Genomic DNA, 20,564 nt, shown 5'->3' on the forward strand with positions numbered 1-20,564 from the left:
GCGCTCTATTTATTCCATCTGGGTCCAGACATCGAACCCATCTTAGCCGAGCTGCACACAACTGTGCTCGCGGCGCGTCAACGATCCTTGTCCGATCTGGCCGCGTTCTCTCGGTCCTTGAGAAGTCGCGTACGGAGCTGGCGGGCCTCGACGACAAACTCATAGGGGAGCGTCTCAAAGACGCCCTTGAGGCTGACCGGATCGTTGCGCGCCCAGAGATAATAAGGATCGACGATTTCCATGATTTTTACCAAGCGAGCCCATTGGATAGGTTTCGGCGAATCGAGCAGCCGATCGCGATGCAATAACGCGGCCGTTTCAAGGTGACGTTGACGGAGCGCCACGCGGGCGGCATCGCTTACGGCCGGCAGAGTTTCGGCTGCGAGTTGATCAAGCCAAGGTACCATCACAGCCGAAGGGATGACGGTGGCTACCTGAGCCGCCAAGACTCGGTCCTTTGAGCGCTGCGAGTTCGCCAGCGGGGCGAGTAGCGCTGCCAGCCTATCGCCCCCCAGATGCAGCCGAAGACGCCGCTCGAGTTCCAATCGAAGGGAAGGCTTTGCGTCTCGGTAGCGGAGTAGGAGTTCCGAGCCGGCGCGATCTGGGTCGATCTCAAGCATCAGGTCGGCCGAAGCTGGTACCTCGTGGCGAGTGAGCAAGCGCTGCGCGGCGAAATAGGCTTCGTCCGGATCCTCATTCCGCAAATAGCGAATGGCCGCGATCGCGTTCCCGCGGTCAAACCCCGAGTGGCGGTAAGCCGCGCGCAGCAGCTCGTCTCGAGCCCGGCTGTCGCCCGCCTCGGCCAGCAGTCGCATAAGCCCTCCGTCAACGATCAGGTGCCCGTTGGTCCGCGAGCGCCGCAAGAAGCTGACGACCGCAGCCCTGCCCTCGGGGTGGTCGATGAGCGGGCGCAGGTAACCTTGGCCCGACCATGATGAACTCCCTATGTCCTGCTCCGAGAGCCAGTCAATAACGGCGCGCCGGGCATCTTCGTCTCCGTGTTCGCCGAGGTAGGTAGCGACGAGGTGTGCCTCCTGGTGGATCTGCCCGGCAATCATCTCGCGCGCCAGCGGAAGCACTCTGGGCGTGTAGAAGCCCAGCGCCCGAAACGACGCCAGTATCCTGATTCTGATTTGGCGGGAGGTCCCTGGTTCCAGGAAGGTTGCGACTAGGCGGGACGCATCCTCCGCGGCTCGTAGGAAGCCAGTCAGAGCTGCGGCAGTGTCGAGAGATTGTGCGTCGCCAGCTGCGAGAAGGTTCGTGATGCGGAGGCGGAGCGCCGAGGTGTCCCGGCCGTTCGACGAGCGCATCTCCGCAGCATTCAAATAGATGGGGGAGCCGGTTCGAACCATGCTTTCGATGTGCGCGTCGCAACCGTGTACGGCGAGCGCTTCCATGTACAGGACCTGGCCAACGGACTGGGCGTCGGGGTCCACCAGGGCTGCCGACAGCGACCTCGTGACGGCGTGTGCCTCAGACCAGCGGGCGGCGATAAAGCCATCCTGGCGACCAAAGGTATTGGGTCTTGCGAGCTCGGCCACCACCAAGTCATCGAACCCCGGCCCAGCGATCATCGCCAGAATGCGTTCGCAATGGCCGCCGGTCACATCGCGCGTCATATCGATGCGGCCGCGACGCCGTGCAGCGAACGTCAGCAATTCGGCCTCGAGCGCCGTGCCGGCACGACTTCTCAGTCTGTCGAATTGCCAAGGTTCACAGAGGCGAGGAAGGAAGTCCAAGGGGTGATGCAGTCGCCCCTCCTCTCGGTTGGGATTTCCGGTCCCGTTGAAGACACGGAGCCTTTCGGTGAAAGCGTCGAGAACTTCGTCGAGCGTTTCGGCATTCATCGCCTCGGGTCTGTTGCGGTAATAGAAGATGAGCTCGGTCGGTGGATCGTCGCTCCTGCTCGCACGCATGCGGATCGCGTCAGCGAGGCCCTTTGGATCGGCCGCTGCCAGTAAGTCGAACCACCAATTGGAGGCTTTCCAGCCGTAGAGGTCGCTGCCCTCCGCCAGCTGCCGCATGGCATCGCTTGGCGCTAGCCGTGCGCGGCTTCGCAAGATGCGCTCTGGCATCCACTCCTGCGCACCGGTCCCGGCTGCGTCAAGTACCGTACTCAAGGACGTTTCGCGGAAATGGCCTATTGCCTCTACGAGCGCTGCGCTCGAGGACGTCATTAGGGCCACCAACCGCTCGCGATGCCTGTTCCAAATCGCTGACGCCGTATCTCCGTCAACCGATTTCTCATCCTTGAGCCGCCACAACAGCTGGTCGATCGCCGTCACGTCCGTTTCGGCGGCCAGCTTCTTGTCGAGCCACTCCGGGGCTGCGGCAACGGCGATGCGCAGCGCATCGGAACTCAACTCCCGCCGGATAATCGCGAGCGACCGTACCTCGACATCCGATGTGGTTGCGGCCTCGTCGTAGGCGGCCGTGCGCGCAAGGTGCTCGCCCCAGATCGAGTCAAGCGCTCTCGGAGCCGGCACCATGCGGGCCGCCCGCACTCCAATGTCGACGATGCGCTCGACGCCCGACGTGATCTGGCGCTCGATCAGGTCCTCGACGGGCTGGGCATCCGCGACTGCGATGCTGGCGAGGGCGAATGGAAGATTCCTCAGGATTTCCGTATCACCCTCTTCACCGAGCTCGTGGGCGGCGAGATATTCCAGGGCGGGAAGGATGCGCGGGCCCAGGCTGCCGAAGCCGTTTGTCCACTGATCCTCGGCATGGTCTTCCGGGTGCATCCGCGCGATATGCTTACGGATGAGCATGGCAACGAACTCGGGCTCGCTCTGGCCAGCGAGCAGCCACAATGCGTCGAAGTAGACATAGCCAAGACGCGTGCCGATCGCTTCGCCACTCTTGGTTCGCAGAACGTCGATCGAGGCAAAACGGGCCTCGGCTTCCGTCGGAGACAATCCATCCTCCAGTATTGCTTCGACCAAAGATTCCGCGACCGCCCAGTTGAGCATTCGGTCCGCGGCGAAAGCGATGCGGTCGGCTACCACGCGCCGTAAAAGCCCGACCTGCTCAAGGCGCAGGATTGCGGGATCGTCGAGCCCCGCGGCCCGCATCTCGCCGATACGCCAAGGATAGTGGCTTTGCCCTGTCAGGAGTTGGCCGGCCAGCGACCTCAGGCAGTGTCGGTCGCTGGGATGGTCGAATTGCTCGCGGGCATCCAGGCTCGCGTAGTCCCAATAGGCGTTGAACAGCTGATACTCTGATACGCCCGCCCAAGCATCGCGTTTGGGTAACTGAACAATAATGCTAGCGTGCACCGGCTTCAGAAGCAGTTCGAAAACATCGTCGGGCGTGGTCTCCAGCGCCGTGGCATGCCCATGTACGGTTAGGAAGCGGCGCAGTTCGGCACTCCGGAAATTGCCGATCTCAATGATCTGCAAATCTTGGCGAACCGAGCGGATCGCCTCGGTAATGCGCGGCTGGGCCGAGATGACGATGCGCACACCATGTTCGTGCCACCTGGCTCGCGCGAGCCGCTCCGCGAAGGTCCGATCCTGCACGTCATCGACATAGAGGGTGAGCCACGTCCCGTCGGCGCGACGGAGCGCCTCGCGCAGGCTTTTGGCCATGACCGCGATCGGCGCGAGATCCGGATGCGCCGGTTGCCAGATCCGCTCCGCGATGAAGTCGAGAACCTCCTCGATTGTCGCGGGCGCGCGCATGAGGATAGCGAGCTCGCCGCGATCGATCTGCTCGAAGGCGAGTTGTGCGAGTGACCAAGTCTTACCCTGTCCGGACTCGCCCGAGAGGACGGCGAGATCGGCCACGACATCGGGCAGAGCTCGACGCACCTGTAGTTCAACGGCGTAGCCGATGAGGCGGGCGTCCTCTTGCAGATGATTGCCGAGCAGCGTCGGCAAGGACTGGATATGTGCAAGCAGGCGGTGCGCTCGCGGACTAACCAGGGCGAGCAGGTCTGCGGACGACAGCTTTGCCCCATTCGTTGCGAGCATCATCAATTGGCCAATCAACTGATGGCGCTTGTCACTCACGTGTTCGCCGGGCTCGATGAGCGGGGTAAGCACCTTGTCGATCTCGTCTTGGGCCGCCGCTGGATTGAATACGTGGATTTCAAGCCGATCGAGCAGATGGCGCAACTCGGCGGTAACCTGGTCTAGGCCAGCAAATTTCGCGAGGCGTCGCTCAAACTCTGCCGTCGTCAGGCGTTCAGAGCCCCATCGATGTGGTTTGCCAGTAGCCCGCCCGCGCGACGCGATGTAGCCCTGAAGCGTAGCAAGGCCGGCCCCGTTGTTGGTGACGAAGCGAAATGTCTGGTCGGCAGCGATATGAACCGCACGCAGCAAGTCGGGAAACACCTTTGAGGCGACCTCACTGCTGGACCATCTACCCCGGCCGGTGCGCATCTTCACCTGTTCGACGATGTCGCGTGGTCCGCGAAGAAGCCTGTGGTCCCCGCCGTCGGAGGGTTCGAGATGCAAAATCATCTGGGCGCTGCCGTCCACAGGCGAAAGCGCGATGCTCATCTCGAGGCCGAGGTGAACGCTCCGCAAGATCTGCACGAGAAAGCCGGCGATCGCGCGCCGGCCCGGCGTTCCCGCGTCAAGGTCGATGGCAAGCGAGGCCGCGATCTGAGACGCCGCGTCGTTCATTGTGTTGGCTTCCTCAGGCCCATTCCATGATCGAGCGATGATTCGCTCTCAGAAGCAGCCTAGCCATCGGTGCGGCAAAGGCGAGGCGGAAGAAGGGACCTGGCAGTTGAAGCGGGCGGAAGCATCAGTCTACTTCGCGCCGACGTTTTTGTCCGCATTTCCAAGCCCGACGTTCCTGCACCGCAGGACCAAACTGTGAAACTCCCGCATAGCAAATGGGCTGACGGGAGGGTCCACAGTCTGGGACGTTCAAGGTTGATATCGAGCCTTCGGACCGATGTTCACGAACGTCGTCCCGAGGATGCGGCGTGAGCGGGTCGATGTAAGTCGTAAATGGTCTCCGCCTTCGTTTGGGTTAGACAAGATCGGATTGAATCGGTGTCGCCATTCTCGAATGGCAGCTCAAGAACGGACGGATCCGCGAGGCTGCCAAGTGCCAAGCCTATCTCATCTACCGACCTGATGTGATGATACAATCTCGGCGAGTGGCTCGATCTGGCGTCGTTCATCCTCTCCGACATTGTGGAAGACCCCACGCCGTCCGAGCGTGGGCGGCGCGGTCTCTACAACGACATTCTGAAATGCGTGGCCGAACTCGAGCGCCGCGGCCTCACTGTATTGTCGGGCGTCATGGAAGCGCCGCAACCGGGGCTGCCTGATTGGAAGGTGGCCATTGTCTCGGTGACGCCACGTCTGACCGATCCCGGCGCGCCCAAGCGCCGCCACGTCATGGTCGACCGCCGCTGCGTGGCACTGCCGCCGAATGCGCTCGCTGACGGCTAGGCAATGAGCGCGGCGCGCTCAGCGATGAATTGGGCAATCTGAGCCGGTACGAAACGGCGCGCATCGACATAGCCATCGGTGCGGAACACTCCATCGACGGCGCCATCGTCCACGCGCACGAACATGACGCGCTGATCTTCGCGCCCCATGATGATTTCGCGGATGGCACGGAATTCGACGTCACACCAATCCTTGCGCTGATAGTCCTCGCCGAGGAAGACAACGATCAGCTTGGACCGATTTCGGTAGATGTCCTGCAGGAGGGTGTCCAACGAGGGTCGCGCAAGCTGGGACACGTAGTTGTTGTCGTAGAAATAGGCATTGGGGCCGACGCGTGCTTCAAGCTCGCGGGCGACCTGCTCGACCAGTCCGCGCGCCTCACCAGGGAAAGAGAGGCCGACATCGAAAGTGTGCCGCGTGATGTCGACGGCCCTCCCGGCCTGCTGGGTCCATGACGGCAGCACGATGCCGCGTGCGGCATGGAGTTCCTTGGGCAGGTTGACATTCTTGACCGCCCAATGCGTGCGGTTCATTTCCCAGTTGCCGATATCGAGCTCGAAGCTGAGGGCATCGAAATCGGCCGCCACCAGGAACGGATCTACAGGGATGATCTCGTATTCGATCCGCACTTGGCCGCGGCGTACGGTGACCTCGCGGATGATGCCGAATTTGGGGTCGAGCTTGCAGCCGGCTTCGTAAGCGAAGATGGAAGGCAGACGAGTCAGTTCCTTCAGCGCTTCCTCGTCCAGGGCGCCGAACTGCTGGGCTATCTGCTCGTCGGTGTATTCATGGTGGCGAACGCAGCGGCTGGCGTCGAGCACGCAGGGATCGCCTTTCTACTGATCTTCCCATCCGGATACGAAGAGGTTGTACATCGGCGTGCTTTCAAGGTGAGGCGTCAGGGCAGAAGCCCGACATCGTGGAGGAAGGCGGCGAGCACGGGCTCGACTGCAGCGGCCCGGCGCACATCGGTAAGGCCGATGCGGCGCGCCAGCAGGATCTTGGTCATGGGTTTGTCGTACTGAGGCCAGGCACCACGCAGGGCGACTCCCGATGCTTGCGTGGTCGGCGGCCGATGCTGGGCGAAGCCGTTGAGGTGACGCAGCAGCAGCGCCTCGTGGCAGGGGTCCTGCCAGATGAGACGGATGTCCAGCTGGTTGGCGAGCTGCTCGGCCTGTTGCCGACGTTGGTTATCGTTCTGCACCTGATCGATGTCGAGGAGCACTGCCCGACGCGCGAATTCCGAGCGGCGCCGGCGTCTCCGCTCGATCTCTTGTGCGGCGCGGCGCAAGCGGGAGGTGGGGTCACCCGCGCCCGGGCTGAGGTTCACGACTTCGAGGTGAACCGGACGGCCGGCGGCCTGCAGCAGATCGTTGAGCAACTGCCCATAGGCCTGTTCGGATTCCCCCTCGCAGCCCAGAAAGATCGGCGTTTTCGGTCTTATGGTCGGACGGCGCATCCTCATCCAACCTGGGGGACTGCGCCGTACACGCCGCCGAGATACTTCTTGTAGAGATTGTCGGTGCGGCGAACGGCGCCAACGTCCATCAGGCTATACACCTGTGACCGGCCCCGGCTGTCCTTCTCGCAAAAGACCACCTCTTCCTTGGCGAGATCGTCGAGCAGGGACGCCGAGTGGCACGTCATCCATAGCTGCGCGTCATAGGGGTTGCGTTCCGGGTCATAAAACCAGCGGACGATCTCCGGCAGGATCAGCGGGTGGATCGACTGATCCAGTTCGTCGACAAGCGCCACCCCTCCCTGCTGCAGGGCGAGCAGGATCAGGGGGAAGATGCGGATGAAGGAACGCGTCCCGTGGCTCTCGAGGCCCCAGGGCATATCCACATGCAGACCCTGATGCCGAAACAGTGCGACCGGTCCGGTTGCTGCCTGCACGATCTGCATCTCCTCGACACCGAGGTCGATGCGCTGCAGCTCCCGGTTGAGCGCCGCCACGACCGGCGGGTTCTGCGCGAGGTAGGTGATCACGGCCTGGTCGCCAAGATCGGTGCGGTCGATCAGGATGTTGCGATAGACGGCGGCGGCGGCCTCGAGGATGACCTTGGAGGCCTGGTGTTCGAAGAGTGCCAAGGTCGCGATGACGCTGGCATCCTCCCTTACCTTGTCGACCACCTGCGAGAAGCCGCTGAGCGGAAAGATCCTCGATCCCTGGACCTTACGGTCGGCATCCCGCTCGAAGACGCGCTGCCACTTGCCCTGGCCGTTGTTCTTCATGCGCAAAGCTTCGTGGGTGACGGTCTTGATCACGCCATCTGTGGGTTGCAAGTGCAATTCGTAGCGGAAGGTTCCGACATCGTCGGCGACGGCGATCTCCTCCGCGCTGCGTTCGGCGCCACTCAGGTCGAGCAGACCGCCCAGCTCGATCGCGAGCCGGATCGGACGATTGGCGGATTCCGCGTCGTTGAAGCGCTCGAAGGGAAGACCGGGACCCTTGTGCTGGAAGCTCTCGCCGATGAACCAGCTCACGAAGGCCAAGGCACGCAGCACGGTCGACTTGCCCGAGCCATTGGGCCCGAACAGCGCAACCGCCTTGGCGACACGCTCTTCCGAGCGCGGGAAGATCGAACCAAATCTTTCCGGCAGATCCGGCACGTTCTTGCCGATCCTCAGGTCGAGGACCTGTGGATCGCGGATGGAATAGAAGTTCTCGATTTCGAGGCGGTACAGCATTCGCGCAATATGGGGTGCCGTATTCGTATTTTCAACCGAAATTTGTCGATTATACGTTTTAGTCAGCCAAAATGCTACCTGAAGTCGCGGGTTTTGACTTTGATTGGCTCCACCTTCAGCCTGGGATCTACGATATCGCGTGGCTTGATCCTCGGCAGCATCGAGATCTGCGCGCGGCTCTCGATCTGAAAGACCCCAATCGTGTCCGCCTTGCGGATCATGGCGTAGGTCGCGGGATCCTCGGCCGGGTGGCGAGGTGGAGCGTGAGGCCCCCTCGGCCAGGAGATCGAAGCTGCGCATCATGCAGGTGAGCATGCCTAGCGCCAAAACATCCACCTTCATGAATTTGAGAATGTCGATATCGTCCTTCTCCCATTCGATGACCTGCCGATCGGCCATGAGCACCGGCTCGATCGGCACCAGCTCATCGAGGTGGTCGTGGGTCAGGACGAATCCACCGGGGTGCTGCGACAGGTGATGCATCAGAGGATCCGGCCGCGCTTTCGGGCGGCGACACCGGCCGCCCACAAGGTGGCGGCCGCTCCGTCGATGGCCCCGTTAGCGCCGCTGGCGACCTCATGCAGCGCCCCCAGCGCAAGCCCTCCTCCCAGCAGCACGCGAGCGATTTCGGGGACGCCGAAGAGTAGGATCTCGCGCCGGCGTGCAGAGCCGCTTTCCAGGCGTGCGATGCGCCCCCGAAGTTCGCGCAATTCACGACTGTTCGAGGACATGGCCATGCCCGTCGCGCTCGGCTCCGTTTTTCGATATGTTCTATCTTTGTTCCCGTGACGGAAGAGTCAATTGCAGGCACAGTTCAGATATGGAGTGTTGATCTGATGACCGACGAATTGCCGAAGTTTTCCCGCGTGGAGCTTGCGCTCGGCGAGCGTGTGGGAAAAATCGCCGCGCCCATGATTAACCAAGGCATGGCGCTCGAAGAGGCCCTGACGGGCGCCTACCCGATAGCAGCGAGGCAACTCATCGACGCTGGTGAAGATGCGCAGGAAGTCGAGGCGGCTCTGGCTCGTCAGCTCGCCTCTCAAGGGGTCCTGCCCGAGCAAGAAACCTTAGAGATTTCAAAGCCGCTTCACGCCGCGCTCATGGAGAGCTTTGAGGACGGGCTGATCACGCTGCCCGAAGGGCCGGTCCGTCTCGACGAAGTGACGGTCAAGGCGAACACCGGCTTTAAGATGGTGCTCTACCCGAACGAGTCGCAGCACGCCGGCTTTCCCCACGTGAAGGTCCAACTACAGGATGGCGACATCAATATCTCAATCGAGGAAGAACCTCGCGTCGTGGCCGGCAAGCGCAGCCTTCGCGGCGAGGCTGCTGCCCTTCGTGCCGTGAAGGACCACAAGAAGAGCCTGCTCGAGGAGTGGCACGCGACCCGGCCCGACGACCAGAAACTTCCGAAACCCGCGAGCTCCGCACCGCCAAAAGCGCCAAACACCGCTGCACATAAGGTCGCGATCGCGGGCGGTTCATCGCATTCCAACCCATGGCGACCGCGATGGACTCGGTGAGTTCTTTCTTGCAAACAACCGGATCGTCCCCGTCAATTTTCAGCAGAACGCGATAGCGGGCGACTAGTCCTCAGGAGCTCACGTTGCGCCCCCAGAAATCAGCGCTGAAATTGTTCAGCCGGTCATCGTCACCGAGCCTAACCTCAAACTGACCTGGAATGCCCGCTCCGTCACGGCCCGCCCGGAAATAGTCGCGCACTGACCAATGAGCCAACCGCTCAAAGTGCTCCCGTTCGTAATGCAGGTCACTCTCACGGTTCTCCGCAAGCTTCCTGGCGCTCGGCTTTCGCTTAGGCTTCGGCTGAGCGAGTGCAAGACAGTCCAAACGGGGCCGGACCTTGTGCTTGAAGACAATGGACCCGGAAGTCCATTCATCCCCGGTCGCCCGGCGCCACCGGTAGCTGACGCGAACCTGCATGTTCTGGGTCAGACCAAATGGAGGCATCGTCGGATCGTAGACAAAAAATAGCTGGCTCTCGCGTTCCTCGACCTCCATGCGTTGCTTTATCTGGGCGAACGCAAAAGTCAGATCACTGCCGGCCTTGTGAGCGGAATATAGCGTCTCTTCGCGCTTCTTGGCCGACTTCGCGATCCTATACGCCGCAAGCGCTCGATCGAAGTACCGAAGCTTGGTGGCCACGTACTCTCCGCAGTCGTAGAGTGGTAGGCTGCTGAGTTTTCCGAGGTGCTCTGAACTGATGGCCTGATTAACCAAGTCATGAAGCTCGCTGCTGTTAATCGCGCCGATGGCCTGCTTCTCGCGGTGACTTAGGTTTATCAGCCCCATCTGGCTCTCCGTCCGCATAGATCACACCGTCACGTTCAACGCATTTGAGGTATCTGACAACACTCTTGTACGAGAAGGGCGCCCAGAACATGGCTAAAGGTCAGATGACACCTTGTGCCACTATCGTCCCTGACCCGATGAGGTTGAGAGCCCGTCAACCGGCTGCTGCGCTTCATCGCCACGCACGCGCAGGTACCCTGCCACCGCGCACCGATACCGAAAAGTGAGGCCTTGTTTGCCTTCTCCCCTTGCTACCGCGTGGCCCGGCGAACGGCCCGGCGGATGACCTCGCTCGAATCTGGATCGGGGTGCTCGCCACCGCCTTTCCATTCATCAGAAACCAGCCATTCTTCAAAGTAGAATAGCCATGTCGCAATCCATGGAATAAAGGTCTGGTCCAGGCGCATCGACCCCACCCACTCATGCGCTTTGGGCAGGTACAGGCAGAGTCGGAGTGGATCACGGTAGACGTGCGGTAATTTTCTCTCGCCACCAAGAAGCTGAATGTCCGGTTCCAGCACGACAGCTTTCGCTGATCCGCCTCGCTCATAGCTCAGACGGACGCGATATTCCCGACTCAACGGCGTGGGACGAACATGACATTCCCAGGTCAAGCCTTTTGTATTCAACGCACCGTCGCCCGCACAAATCGGGTTCGCTCGCAGGAACAAGAATTGCTGTGCGGGCGTGAGATCAGGACGGGTTGACCAGCTCATTAATCACCGAAATCGCTACAAGGGGCTGATCGGACGTCGCCTGCGAGCCCGCTCCTTTTCGGCTCAGCAGACCGAGGTCGCCATCGGCTGCGCCGTGCGCACGCCCGGAGTCCGTTCGCTGCCCGGCAAGGCCGACATAGCATGCGGCATCAAAGAGCTGATTGTGCCTAATGCCACATTTGTGCACCAACGCCTTGTGGCGCGGGCAGCCACAGGCACAGGCTACGCGGAAAATGAAAAGCGGGGCCAACCCATTCGCTTGCACACAGCCTGCGTTTTGCCAGCTCCTCAACCGCAACGTGCTGTCAATCTTCGTCTTGCCATGTCTTGAACGCCGAACTGTTCACGCCATTGGCGCCGCTTTGTCATCCCGTGCCCCGAAATGAGGCCGTCGTTCGAACGATATGCGCAGTTGCTTATCCGCCAGAAACCGGCGAGCCAGATCGGTGTCGCGCTTACCCACGCGTGACACCCAGTCCGAAAACAGGCGAACCGCGCGCCGGTTCATATGCCGCGAAGGACAGACCAGCCAGTATCCCGGAAACTCGATGACCTCGAACTCTATCGAGACCGCAACCAGAGAACCCGACACCAGGTCCTCGAATGCGATGGATGTGCTTTCCAGGACCACACCTGCACCGTCCTTCGCCAGTTGAACCGACATTGACGAACGGTCGAAACGATAGGGATACGTCATGCGGGCGCCCTGGATACCGTTGCACGGCAGCCAATAATCCCACCGGAAATAGGCCTTCACACTGTCGATCAACCGCGCATGGCGAAGCTGCTCGCGCGGATCCGGTGAGATCGCGCGCAGTTCGGCAAGATAGGAAGGCGAGCACATCGGCAGGATCAGATCGTTGACGACGCAATCCGAATAAAGGCCGGCCCAGCCGCCGTCGCCATAACGAAGATCAAGATCGATGACCTCCGTTTCGAAATCCGAGAAATTGGGCGTGGCGTCGACGCGCAAATTCCAGCTCGGATAGCCCTTGCTGAACTCGGCCAACCGCGGCGCCAGCCATTTCTCGCCGAAGGAAGGACTGACGCGCAGGCTAAGCTGGAAGCTTTCGCGCTGCCGCACAATGGCATTACGCACCTCGCGTATGGATTCGAAAGCCTGGGTCGTGGTCTGGAAGAGCCGCTCACCGTCGATCGTGAGCGAGAGATGGCGCTTTTCGCGCTGAAAAAGCCGCACCCCGAGTTGGTGTTCGAGCAGCCGCAGCTGCTGGCTAACCGCCGAAGGTGTCACCTGCAATTCCTGAGCGGCCTTTGCCACGCCGCCGAGCCGCGCGACTGCCTCGAAATGCGTCATCGAATTGAACTTGATGTCTGACCTCGTCCTCGTCAGTTAAGCTCAGCTACACAGAATGTTAAGAAACGAAAATTGAGCCGAATGTCAATCGGTCGCACAGTGGTCCCGGAAGGAGATACAGGATGGAGCCGAGTTCAACCCAAAGCTTGGGTAGCGCCGGCAACGTGCCGGGAGTTGGACAGGTATTGACCAGGAAGCCCCTGATCGAAGCTGCGAATATCGAGAAGAGTTATGACGCAACCCGTGTCCTGCGGGGTGTGAGTTTTCAGGTCCGGGCCGACGAAATCCACGCGCTCCTGGGCGGCAACGGCGCCGGCAAAAGCACTCTCATCCGCATCGTCACAGGGCTGACCTCACGCGAAGCCGGCGAGATTGGCTTCGCCTCGTCGAAGGCCGACCACAACAGCCCGATCATCGCGGTGGTGCATCAGGAGCTGGCGCTGTTGCCCGAGCTGTCCGGTCGCGGAAAACATCGGCATTGTGCATGCGAGGTCGGGCTGGCCGCAGATCAGCCGTCGCCGCACGCGCGAAACTGCGCTCGGAGCGCTCCAGCTGATCGACCCAGCGATCGGCGAAGCGATCATCGATAATGCCGGCACGCAAATTGTCCCTCCACGAAGGCCAGATCGTCCGGATCGCTCGTGCCCTTTCCACCGGAGCCGAAGTGCTGCTTCTCGATCCCGGCGATCCGGTTGGGGAAACGCGCTGGCTGCAGGAGATCGCCAACAAGCGAGGCTTTCCGCATGGCATCGTCGGCTATGCCGACCTGTCCCAACCCGACGTCGGCGACCTCCTCGACCGCCACATGGAATATCCGAACTTCCGCGGCATGCGGCAGCCGATGAATTATCATCCCGACCCCGCCAAGACCTATCTGGCGCGGCCGGAGGTCAGTCGTACGCCCGAATGGCGGCGCGGCTTCCGGGAGCTGGCGAAGCGCGGGCTGAGCTTCGACCCGCAGCTCTACTATCCGCAGATGAGCGAGTTCCTCGAACTGGCGCGCGACTTTCCCGACGTGCAGATCATTCTCAATCACACCGGCATGCAGGTCGACGGCGCCGAGCATCGAGGAGGCGATCGCAGCCTTCGGCGTCGGCCGCTCGATGTTCGCGACGAACTTCCCCGTCGACAAGCTGTTCTCGAGCTTCGACGCCATTTTGAACGCCTTCAAGGAAATTACGATCGCCCACCCGCACGAGGAGCGGCTCGCGCTGTTCCATGACAACGCCGCCCGGTTCTACCGACTTTAGATCGCCGGCAAACAGAAATAGCAGGAGAGTTCGACTTGTTGCTGAAGGGCAAGGCCGTGGTGATTTCGGGGGCCGCGGGCCCCCGGGGAATTGGCCGCTCCACGGCAGCGCTGATGGTACAGCACGGGGCTCGCGTTGCAATACTCGACCTCGATGACGGGCAAGCGCGTGACGCCGCTGCGTCGCTTGGACCCGACCATATCGGCCTTGCGTGCAACGTCGCGGACCTCGACGCCTGCAAGAGGGCGGCGGCGCAAGTGACAGAAACCTTGGGCAGGATCGATGTGCTCTGCAACAATGCGGGCGTCACGCAGCCGGTCAAGACGCTGGAGATCAGCGCGGCTGACTGGGACCGCATCCTCGATGTCAACCTACGCGGCGTGCTCCATCTCAGCCAGGCATTCATCCCGAACATGCGCGAAAATGGCGGCGGCTCGATCATCTGCATGTCGTCAGTTTCGGCCCAGCGCGGCGGCGGCATCTTCGGTGGCCCGCACTATTCGGCTGCCAAGGCGGGTGTTCTGGGGCTTGCCAAGGCCATGGCGCGCGAATTCGGTCCCGAAGGCATCCGCGTCAACTGCATCACACCGGGCCTGATCCAGACCGACATCACCGGCGGCAAACTGACCAACGCCATGCGCGCCGACATCATCAAGGGAATCCCGCTCAGCCGGCTGGGCGAGGCGCGCGACGTAGCCGGCGCCTATCTCTTCCTGGCTTCCGATCTGGCCAGCTACATCACCGGCGCCGTGATCGATGTCAACGGTGGGATGCTAATCCATGGCTGAGTGGACAACGGAGCTTGAGATGCCTCGCGCTGGCAGCAATGTCAGCCTGGCCGAACGAGCCTATCGTATCCGCCGACACGCCGTGCGGATGGGTCAAGTCCAGGGCCAAGGTTATGTTGGACAGGCGCTGGGTGTCGCCGACGTGCTTGCCGTCGCCTATTTCCATGCGCTTCGTTACCGGCCGGAGGACACGTTGTGGGAGGGACGCGACCGCTTCCTGCTGTCGATCGGACACTATGCGATCGCGCTCTACGCGGCTCTGATCGAAGCGGGCGTGCTGCCGGAGGAAGAGCTCGAAACCTATGGCAGCGATGAAAGCCGTATGCCGATGTCCGGCATGGCGCCATACACGCCCGGCATGGAGATCACCGGCGGCTCGCTCGGTCACGGCCTTGGCATTGCCGTTGGCATGTGCATGGGGCTGACGCGCAAGCGAAGCGACAGTTTCGTCTACAATCTTTTGTCCGACGGCGAGCTCGGTGAGGGCTCGACCTGGGAAGCCGCGATGTCGGCCGCCCACCACAAGCTCGACAATCTCATTGCCATTGTCGACTTCAACAATCAGCAGGCCGATGGTCCGTCGACGGCCATGCTCTCCTCCGAACCGGTGACCGACAAGTTCGAGGCGTTCGGCTGGCATGCGCAGCGCGTCGACGGCAACGACATCGAGGCGGTCCGCAAGGCCTTCGACATGGCGCGCGGCCTGAAGGAACCTCGTCCGCGTGTGATCGTTTGCGATACGCGCATGGCCAAGGGTGTGCCATTCCTGGAAACCCGCGACATCACGCATTTCATCCGCGTCGAACCGCACGAATGGACGTTAGCGCTCGAAGCTTTGGAAAAGGGACGTCCGCGTTGAGGTTGTCAAAGTTCGCGCCGCGCCACGCCGCCAATGCCGGTGAGCGCAAGACCACATCGGCGATGATCGCGTCGATCGCGCCCGATGGCGTACCGACACGCAATGCGCCGTTCGGGCACACACTGGCCAGACTGGCGCACCAGCGGCCCGGGATAGTTGGCCTGACGGCGGACCTCGCGAAATACACCGATCTCCATGTCTTCGCACAGGAGCATCCGGACCGCTTCTATCAGATGGGCATGGCGGAGCAGGTGCTGATGAGCGCCGCCGCCGGCTTGGCGCGGGAGGGTTTTACGCCCTTCGCCACCACCTACGCCGTCTTCGCATCGCGACGTGCCTACGATTTCATCTGCATGGCGATCGCCGAGGAGAAACTCAATGTGAAGATCGTCTGCGCCTTACCGGGGCTGACGACCGGCTACGGCCCCAGCCACCAGGCGACGGAGGACATCGCGATTTTCCGCGGGATGCCGAACCTGACGATCATCGACCCTTGCGACGCGCTCGACATCGAACAGGCCACGGAGGCGATCGCGGACTACAACGGGCCGGTCTACATGCGGCTTTCGCGCGGTAAGGTTCCTGTCGTGCTCGACGAAGACGACTATACATTTGAAATCGGCAAGGCGCGAATGCTGCGCGAGGGCGCGGACGTATTGTTCATTTCCAGCGGCCTGATGACCATGCGCGCGCTGGAGGCCGCGAAGGCGCTTGAAGCCGACAGGATCGGCTGCGCCGTTCTGCACGTTCCGACGATCAAACCTCTGGATACGGAGGCGATACTCGCTGCCGCGCGCCGTTCGGGACGGCTGGTGGTGGCGGCGGAGAACCACACCATCATTGGTGGCCTTGGCGAAGGCGTTGCCGCGCTGCTGATGCGCGAGAGAGTGACCCCAGTCTTTCGCCAGATCGCCCTGCCCGACGAGTTCCTCGACGCTGGCGCGCTGCCGACGCTTCACGATCGCTACGGGATCTCAACTTCCGAGCTCGTGCGCCGCGTCCGCATTTGGAGCGAATGAGAAGTAAGAGCTCTCCCCACACAACAGTTGAGTCATCGACCTTGACCTTGCCCCTCTTATCTAATCCGGTTTGAAGTTCGTTCTGGCCCATCGAGAGGACCAGGACATGAAACGTAGCCGCTTCTCTGAAGAGCAGATCATCGGAATTTTGAAGGAATGAGGCCGGGGTATCGGTTGCCGATCTGTGCCGCAAGCACGGGGTCAGCGACGCCTCGATTTACAACTGGAAGGCCCGCTTCGGCGGGATGGATGTCTGCGAGGCTCGGCGACTGAAGGCTCTGGAGGACGAGAACACGCGGCTGAAGCGGCTTCTGGCCGACGCCATGCTCGACAATGCCGCGTTGAAGGATCTTGTCGGAAAGAAATGGTGACGCCCGCGGCCAAGCGGAAACCTTTCCAGCGACCAGATCGATCAACTTCAACGCCGACTGCAACGGACCAGGCGATCAAGGAAAGGTGCATCATGAAGCATTCGCGGAGCCGACAATAGCCGACGCCATTCTCGACCGGATCATCCACAACGCCCATCGCATCACCCTCGAAGGCGACAGCATGAGAAAGCAAAAAACACCGCCGCCCTTGACCGGCGCCGAAAACGGCGAAATCAATCGCAAATGACTTCAACCAGGCAACCGAGCGCCGACCCCATCCTGCTGTCCGCGAATTAGTGAAACTGCTGTCCGCGATTTAGCGGAACGACTGTCCCGTTTTTGCGAAATACGCACGTCCGACGCAGCTTGCGTTGACAGAGGCGGTTTTACGCGCAGTTGCAATAGCACTTCCGCCGGCCTATTTTTGTGGAGTTCAATTGTGGTTCGGCCAAGGGCGCTTTGGGCGCCGGACCGGCCCCGTGTAAACCTCATTAAAGAGAGACGAACCCTGCCATGGAAGAATTCTTATCGCGCATCGCCACTGGTGCCGGCATCGGCCCGGCTCTCGCAGAGAAGGCCGTTGGGTTAATGCTGGGTTTCCTGCAACGCCACGCGGCCGACGGTCCCGTTGCGCGCATGATCGCGGCCATTCCCGGAGCTTCGGAATTAGTGGCGAAGTATCATGGCAACGACCCAGAGGGCGGAGGCGGCCTCATGGGGCTCGGCCAGCAATTGATGAGTGAGGGTCTCAGCATTCTAAAGATCGCCGCCATCGCCAACGAGACGATCGCCTTCGCCAAGGAACATGCCGGCGACGAACTCGTGGACGAGGTCCTCAATTCCGTTCCTGGCCTTCCCCAGTTCGTCTGATCAGCGGCAGCCGGGGGCGCATGACCTCGTGCGCCCGTGCCGGCCCGTCTGCGCAGGTAGGCATTCTCCGCCGAGCGCTCCGTACCGATCTCGCCAGACCACCAACCGCCGGGCACGCGAAGCGAGCGTTGGAGTACTTCATTCGTCTGTCCCAAAATCGACCGCAGGCGAACCGATGTGTATAACTTCCGGCGGTAAGGGTTTATCGTGAACGCTTTCGATGAAGCCCGCGAGATAAGCAAACGTATTGTATTTCTCAAGAACCAACCGCTTCGCCTCTTGTATTGCGCCGCGACGCTCCTTCCAGAGGTCCGAGTCGATGATTTCTTGAATTTTTTGGATTACGTTCTTGTCCTCTGGGTCAATCAGAACCATTGAGTCGGAAGGGAAGAACCTCGTGATTGCCGGGCTGCCGTAATAGATCGGCATTGTTTCAGCAACGAAGCAGTCCATAAGCTTCTCTGTAAAATAGTAATCAGCACGAGTATTCTCGAAAGCTATACTGTAACGGTACGGTGCGAGTGCGTCCCATTTATCTCCAATCAGCCGAAAACCTCGGCCGAACAGGTCAAAATCGAGCTCCTCTCTCAGCCGTTCCAGAAACGCCAGCCGATATCGATGCCCTTTAAGCAGGGCGATGTTACTGGTAATCCATGAGAGCCGAAGCGGCTTGTCCACGACTTCGCTGACCAGAAGTTGGTCATATGTCTTTGTTACAGACCAAGACCGAGTGATAGGTGGAGACAAAACGAATCGGCGCTCTGCATTCTGCCGAGCAGCCAGCTCTGCGTCAGACGTCAGGACGATGGTATTTTTCCCTTGCCCTTCATGAAATGCGCGATGAGCTTTCGTCGGCGGTTCGCCGATTGCAAAAATTGTCCTGTTTGGACTCGCCTCGATATCAACAGGGAGCCCAAAAATAGAAGCAGAGTTAAAGACAATATGCCAATCGGGCGCGAAGGATGTCCTGCGTACAAAAGCGACATTGTTCCAGATTCCACTGCCCTTTGGAGTGAGATGGTGGATTGCATCATCCAAAACGCCCCAAGAATCCAGACATGTAGCAACAATGGGCGCCGGACGTTCCGTCAACAATTTGGTCGACAAAGCAGTTCCACCCCATTCACTTCCGTTGGACCGGGAGCAACTCGTGCATCGGGCGCAAGACCTCTCTGCGCCTGAAATAGCTCGCGATCCTGATCGGTATCAAACACACGATTCTGTGCGACTTCGCGATTCTGTGCGACTTCGCGCCATTCGACAACTCATCTCTAAGACCGCGGGAATCCCTTCACTCGTGAAGGTACTCAATCGCCATTTCGGATTGCGGTAAGATTGGGCAGCATAAACCTTCCGGGACCCGCTGTCGAGGCAATTGTCGCTTTGCACCTAACCAGGTTCTTCCTCACTTTGTGTGGTGATCAGGCCGGTTGAGTGGCAGCATGCGTGCCCTCTAAAATATGGAAGTTGACTACATTCTTATTATTTATACGACCAGTTTAGAGGCGGCTCGCCTCTTACAGGCGACGTTTGCAGCGGCGACGGCAGATCGAGATATTGGCGGGTTGATGCCGGGGCTTTGTCCGAAATCTGTGGTCCGATTTCGGACGAAGTGACGGTCAAGATGTCCGAAATATGCTACGAATTTCGGACAAGCTTCACACACAAAGCGCCGCGGCTTTGCCCGACATCATCGATATCGTCATGCAGATGGGCGATGCCGACCTAGCCTCGTCCCCTCCCCTTCCAGCCATTGCCAATCCCAGCCTGCCTGCGCAGCTTGAGGCGCTCGCCGGCCGCGCGCGCGATTATATCGAGGCGGCGAGTTCGGCCAACACGCGCCGCGCCTACGCAGCCGACTGGAAGCATTTTTCGAGCTGGTGCCGGCGCCAAGGCATCGAGATGTTCCCGCCCGATCCTGAGGTCGTCGGGCTCTATATCGCCGCCTGCGCGTCAGGTACGGCCACTGGCGACAAAAAGCCCAACACCGTTTCAACCATCGAGCGCCGGCTTTCGTCGCTCTCCTGGAATTTTGCCCAGCGCGGCCAGCCGCTGGACCGCAAGGACCGGCATATCGCCACGGTGATGGCTGGCGTTCGAAACACCCACGCCTCCCCTCCCCGGCAGAAGGAAGCGGTCCTGCCCGAGGATCTGATCGCATCTTCGAGACCCTCGACCGCGGCACGCTGCGTGGTCTGCGCGACCGCGCCATGCTGCTTTTGGGTTTCGCCGGCGGCCTTCGCCGATCCGAAATCGTCGGCCTCGACGTCGGCAGGGATCAGACCGAGGACGGGCGCGGCTGGGTCGAGATTTTTGCCGATAAGGGTCTGCTTGTCACATTGCGCCGCAAAACCGGCTGGCGCGAGGTCGAAATCGGCCGCGGCTCCTCCGACGCCACCTGCCCTGTGGTCGCTCTGCAGACCTGGCTAAGACTGGCGCGCATTGCGCACGGACCGCTGTTTCGGCGCGTTGCTGGTCAAGGCAGAGCCGTCGGTGCCGATCGCTTGAACGACCAGGAGGTCGCACGCCTGGTCAAGCGCACGGCGCTCGCCGCCGGCGTGCGCGGCGATCTGTCGGAGGGCGAACGGGCCAAGAAATTCGCCGGCCACTCACTGCGCGCCGGCCTCGCCTCGTCGGCCGAGGTCGACGAACGCTATGTGCAAAAACAGCTCGGCCATGCCTCCGCGGAGATGACGCGAAATTATCAGCGCCGGCGCGATCGTTTCCGCGTAAATCTCACCAAGGCGTCCGGGCTCTGATGCCCCCGTTTTGTCCGCTGGGATGAGGCGGTCAGATCTCAGGCGATAACAATTACCTCATCGAGCACAGCGAGCGCTGTGTCCAGACTATCGGCGGCCGACGCTTCGTAGTCAGGCATGATCATCAACTGCGTTATGGCACGGCCCACAAATTCCGGGTTTAGCTTTTCCAACCGATCCTTGGTCCGGGAGACCTGTTCCG

Annotated in this window: 16 protein-coding genes and 5 pseudogenes; 11 read left to right on the forward strand and 10 right to left on the reverse strand. The window is 61.0% G+C overall.

From position 1 onward, the window contains the following. Positions 1–77 precede the first annotated feature (77 nt). Positions 78–4,631 (reverse strand): ATP-binding protein, encoded by a 4,554-nt coding sequence (locus tag NKH70_RS24320; RefSeq protein WP_352833898.1) that lies wholly within the window; start codon positions 4,629–4,631, stop codon positions 78–80. Between the two features lie 522 nt (positions 4,632–5,153). Here NKH70_RS24320 and NKH70_RS24325 point away from each other — a divergent pair. Next, entirely contained in the window at positions 5,154–5,414 is a 261-nt protein-coding gene (locus tag NKH70_RS24325) for a hypothetical protein (RefSeq protein ID WP_352682123.1), read from the forward strand. On the opposite strand, the gene NKH70_RS24330 is transcribed toward NKH70_RS24325, so the two are convergent. The 5 genes and pseudogenes from NKH70_RS24330 to NKH70_RS24350 form a co-directional block, all read right to left on the reverse strand. After that, positions 5,411–6,235: a toll/interleukin-1 receptor domain-containing protein gene (locus NKH70_RS24330; RefSeq protein WP_352682121.1), complete on the reverse strand. Its 825-nt coding sequence runs from the start codon at positions 6,233–6,235 to the stop codon at positions 5,411–5,413. The two genes, NKH70_RS24325 and NKH70_RS24330, sit on opposite strands and share 4 nt — an antisense overlap. A gap of 77 nt (positions 6,236–6,312) precedes the next feature. Next, on the reverse strand, positions 6,313–6,873 hold the full coding sequence (locus NKH70_RS24335) for an RloB domain-containing protein (RefSeq protein WP_352682119.1): 561 nt from the start codon (positions 6,871–6,873) through the stop codon (positions 6,313–6,315). Positions 6,874–6,875: 2 nt separating this feature from the next. Beyond that, entirely contained in the window at positions 6,876–8,105 is a 1,230-nt protein-coding gene (locus NKH70_RS24340) for an AAA family ATPase (RefSeq protein ID WP_352818549.1), read from the reverse strand. 98 nt (positions 8,106–8,203) lie between these two features. Beyond that, a pseudogene (gene dnaE2, locus NKH70_RS24345) lies at positions 8,204–8,582 on the reverse strand (error-prone DNA polymerase); the annotation flags it as partial. A 5-nt stretch (positions 8,583–8,587) separates the two neighbouring features. Beyond that, entirely contained in the window at positions 8,588–8,842 is a 255-nt protein-coding gene (locus NKH70_RS24350; RefSeq protein ID WP_352682116.1) for a hypothetical protein, read from the reverse strand. Positions 8,843–8,941: 99 nt separating this feature from the next. Here NKH70_RS24350 and NKH70_RS24355 point away from each other — a divergent pair, with 99 nt between their 5' ends. Further along, positions 8,942–9,628 (forward strand): DUF4160 domain-containing protein, encoded by a 687-nt coding sequence (locus NKH70_RS24355; RefSeq protein ID WP_352682114.1) that lies wholly within the window; start codon positions 8,942–8,944, stop codon positions 9,626–9,628. A gap of 70 nt (positions 9,629–9,698) precedes the next feature. Here NKH70_RS24355 and NKH70_RS24360 read toward each other — a convergent pair whose 3' ends face one another. The 3 genes from NKH70_RS24360 to NKH70_RS24370 all read right to left on the reverse strand — a co-directional run bounded on the left by NKH70_RS24360 (position 9,699) and on the right by NKH70_RS24370 (position 12,446). After that, the gene (locus NKH70_RS24360; protein WP_352682112.1) at positions 9,699–10,415 is read right to left on the reverse strand and encodes a hypothetical protein; all 717 of its coding nucleotides are present in this window, start codon (positions 10,413–10,415) and stop codon (positions 9,699–9,701) included. Positions 10,416–10,666: 251 nt separating this feature from the next. Next, complete coding sequence (locus NKH70_RS24365) at positions 10,667–11,131, reverse strand: type II CBASS E2 protein (protein ID WP_352682110.1); 465 nt, start codon at positions 11,129–11,131, stop codon at positions 10,667–10,669. A 343-nt stretch (positions 11,132–11,474) separates the two neighbouring features. Next, entirely contained in the window at positions 11,475–12,446 is a 972-nt protein-coding gene (locus NKH70_RS24370; RefSeq protein WP_353026220.1) for a LysR substrate-binding domain-containing protein, read from the reverse strand. A gap of 122 nt (positions 12,447–12,568) precedes the next feature. Here NKH70_RS24370 and NKH70_RS24375 point away from each other — a divergent pair, with 122 nt between their 5' ends. The 8 genes and pseudogenes from NKH70_RS24375 to NKH70_RS24410 all read left to right on the forward strand — a co-directional run bounded on the left by NKH70_RS24375 (position 12,569) and on the right by NKH70_RS24410 (position 17,603). After that, positions 12,569–13,036, forward strand: coding sequence for an ATP-binding cassette domain-containing protein (locus NKH70_RS24375; RefSeq protein WP_353026222.1), 468 nt, complete (start codon positions 12,569–12,571; stop codon positions 13,034–13,036). Further along, a pseudogene (locus tag NKH70_RS24380) lies at positions 13,036–13,696 on the forward strand (amidohydrolase family protein). Before NKH70_RS24375 ends, NKH70_RS24380 begins: the two are co-directional and overlap by 1 nt. A gap of 35 nt (positions 13,697–13,731) precedes the next feature. Further along, positions 13,732–14,484, forward strand: a complete 753-nt coding sequence (locus tag NKH70_RS24385) for an SDR family NAD(P)-dependent oxidoreductase (protein WP_352453729.1) — start codon at positions 13,732–13,734, stop codon at positions 14,482–14,484. Between the two features lie 19 nt (positions 14,485–14,503). Next, positions 14,504–15,343 carry a transketolase gene (locus NKH70_RS24390; protein ID WP_352453734.1) on the forward strand — a complete coding sequence of 280 codons (840 nt, stop codon included), beginning with the start codon at positions 14,504–14,506 and terminating at the stop codon, positions 15,341–15,343. Then, on the forward strand, positions 15,340–16,362 hold the full coding sequence (locus tag NKH70_RS24395) for a transketolase family protein (protein WP_502895560.1): 1,023 nt from the start codon (positions 15,340–15,342) through the stop codon (positions 16,360–16,362). Before NKH70_RS24390 ends, NKH70_RS24395 begins: the two co-directional genes overlap by 4 nt. Before the next feature lie 106 nt (positions 16,363–16,468). Beyond that, positions 16,469–16,753: pseudogene (locus NKH70_RS24400) on the forward strand (transposase); the annotation flags it as partial. Positions 16,754–16,824: 71 nt separating this feature from the next. Next, positions 16,825–16,980: pseudogene (locus NKH70_RS24405) on the forward strand (ATP-binding protein); the annotation flags it as partial. A gap of 266 nt (positions 16,981–17,246) precedes the next feature. Further along, positions 17,247–17,603, forward strand: coding sequence for a hypothetical protein (locus NKH70_RS24410; protein ID WP_352453730.1), 357 nt, complete (start codon positions 17,247–17,249; stop codon positions 17,601–17,603). Between the two features lie 138 nt (positions 17,604–17,741). Here the strand turns inward: NKH70_RS24410 and NKH70_RS24415 are convergent, their stop codons facing one another. Continuing rightward, entirely contained in the window at positions 17,742–18,710 is a 969-nt protein-coding gene (locus NKH70_RS24415) for a glycosyltransferase family 10 domain-containing protein (protein ID WP_352453731.1), read from the reverse strand. Between the two features lie 528 nt (positions 18,711–19,238). Here NKH70_RS24415 and NKH70_RS24420 point away from each other — a divergent pair. Beyond that, a pseudogene (locus tag NKH70_RS24420) lies at positions 19,239–20,362 on the forward strand (site-specific integrase). Positions 20,363–20,564 lie beyond the last annotated feature (202 nt).

The organism is Mesorhizobium sp. M0991, from assembly GCF_040318915.1.
Taxonomy (GTDB): Bacteria; Pseudomonadota; Alphaproteobacteria; order Rhizobiales; family Rhizobiaceae; genus Mesorhizobium.

Excerpts from the sequence above, each read along its gene's own strand:
- NKH70_RS24320 (WP_352833898.1), bottom strand. The coding sequence starts at position 4,631 with ATGAACGACGCGGCGTCTCAGATCGCGGCCTCGCTTGCCATCGACCTT.
- NKH70_RS24335 (WP_352682119.1), bottom strand. The coding sequence starts at position 6,873 with ATGCGCCGTCCGACCATAAGACCGAAAACGCCGATCTTTCTGGGCTGC.
- NKH70_RS24340 (WP_352818549.1), bottom strand. The coding sequence starts at position 8,105 with ATGCTGTACCGCCTCGAAATCGAGAACTTCTATTCCATCCGCGATCCA.
- NKH70_RS24350 (WP_352682116.1), bottom strand. The coding sequence starts at position 8,842 with ATGGCCATGTCCTCGAACAGTCGTGAATTGCGCGAACTTCGGGGGCGC.
- NKH70_RS24355 (WP_352682114.1), top strand. The coding sequence starts at position 8,942 with ATGACCGACGAATTGCCGAAGTTTTCCCGCGTGGAGCTTGCGCTCGGC.
- NKH70_RS24360 (WP_352682112.1), bottom strand. The coding sequence starts at position 10,415 with ATGGGGCTGATAAACCTAAGTCACCGCGAGAAGCAGGCCATCGGCGCG.
- NKH70_RS24365 (WP_352682110.1), bottom strand. The coding sequence starts at position 11,131 with ATGAGCTGGTCAACCCGTCCTGATCTCACGCCCGCACAGCAATTCTTG.
- NKH70_RS24370 (WP_353026220.1), bottom strand. The coding sequence starts at position 12,446 with ATGACGCATTTCGAGGCAGTCGCGCGGCTCGGCGGCGTGGCAAAGGCC.
- NKH70_RS24375 (WP_353026222.1), top strand. The coding sequence starts at position 12,569 with ATGGAGCCGAGTTCAACCCAAAGCTTGGGTAGCGCCGGCAACGTGCCG.
- NKH70_RS24390 (WP_352453734.1), top strand. The coding sequence starts at position 14,504 with ATGCCTCGCGCTGGCAGCAATGTCAGCCTGGCCGAACGAGCCTATCGT.
- NKH70_RS24410 (WP_352453730.1), top strand. The coding sequence starts at position 17,247 with ATGGAAGAATTCTTATCGCGCATCGCCACTGGTGCCGGCATCGGCCCG.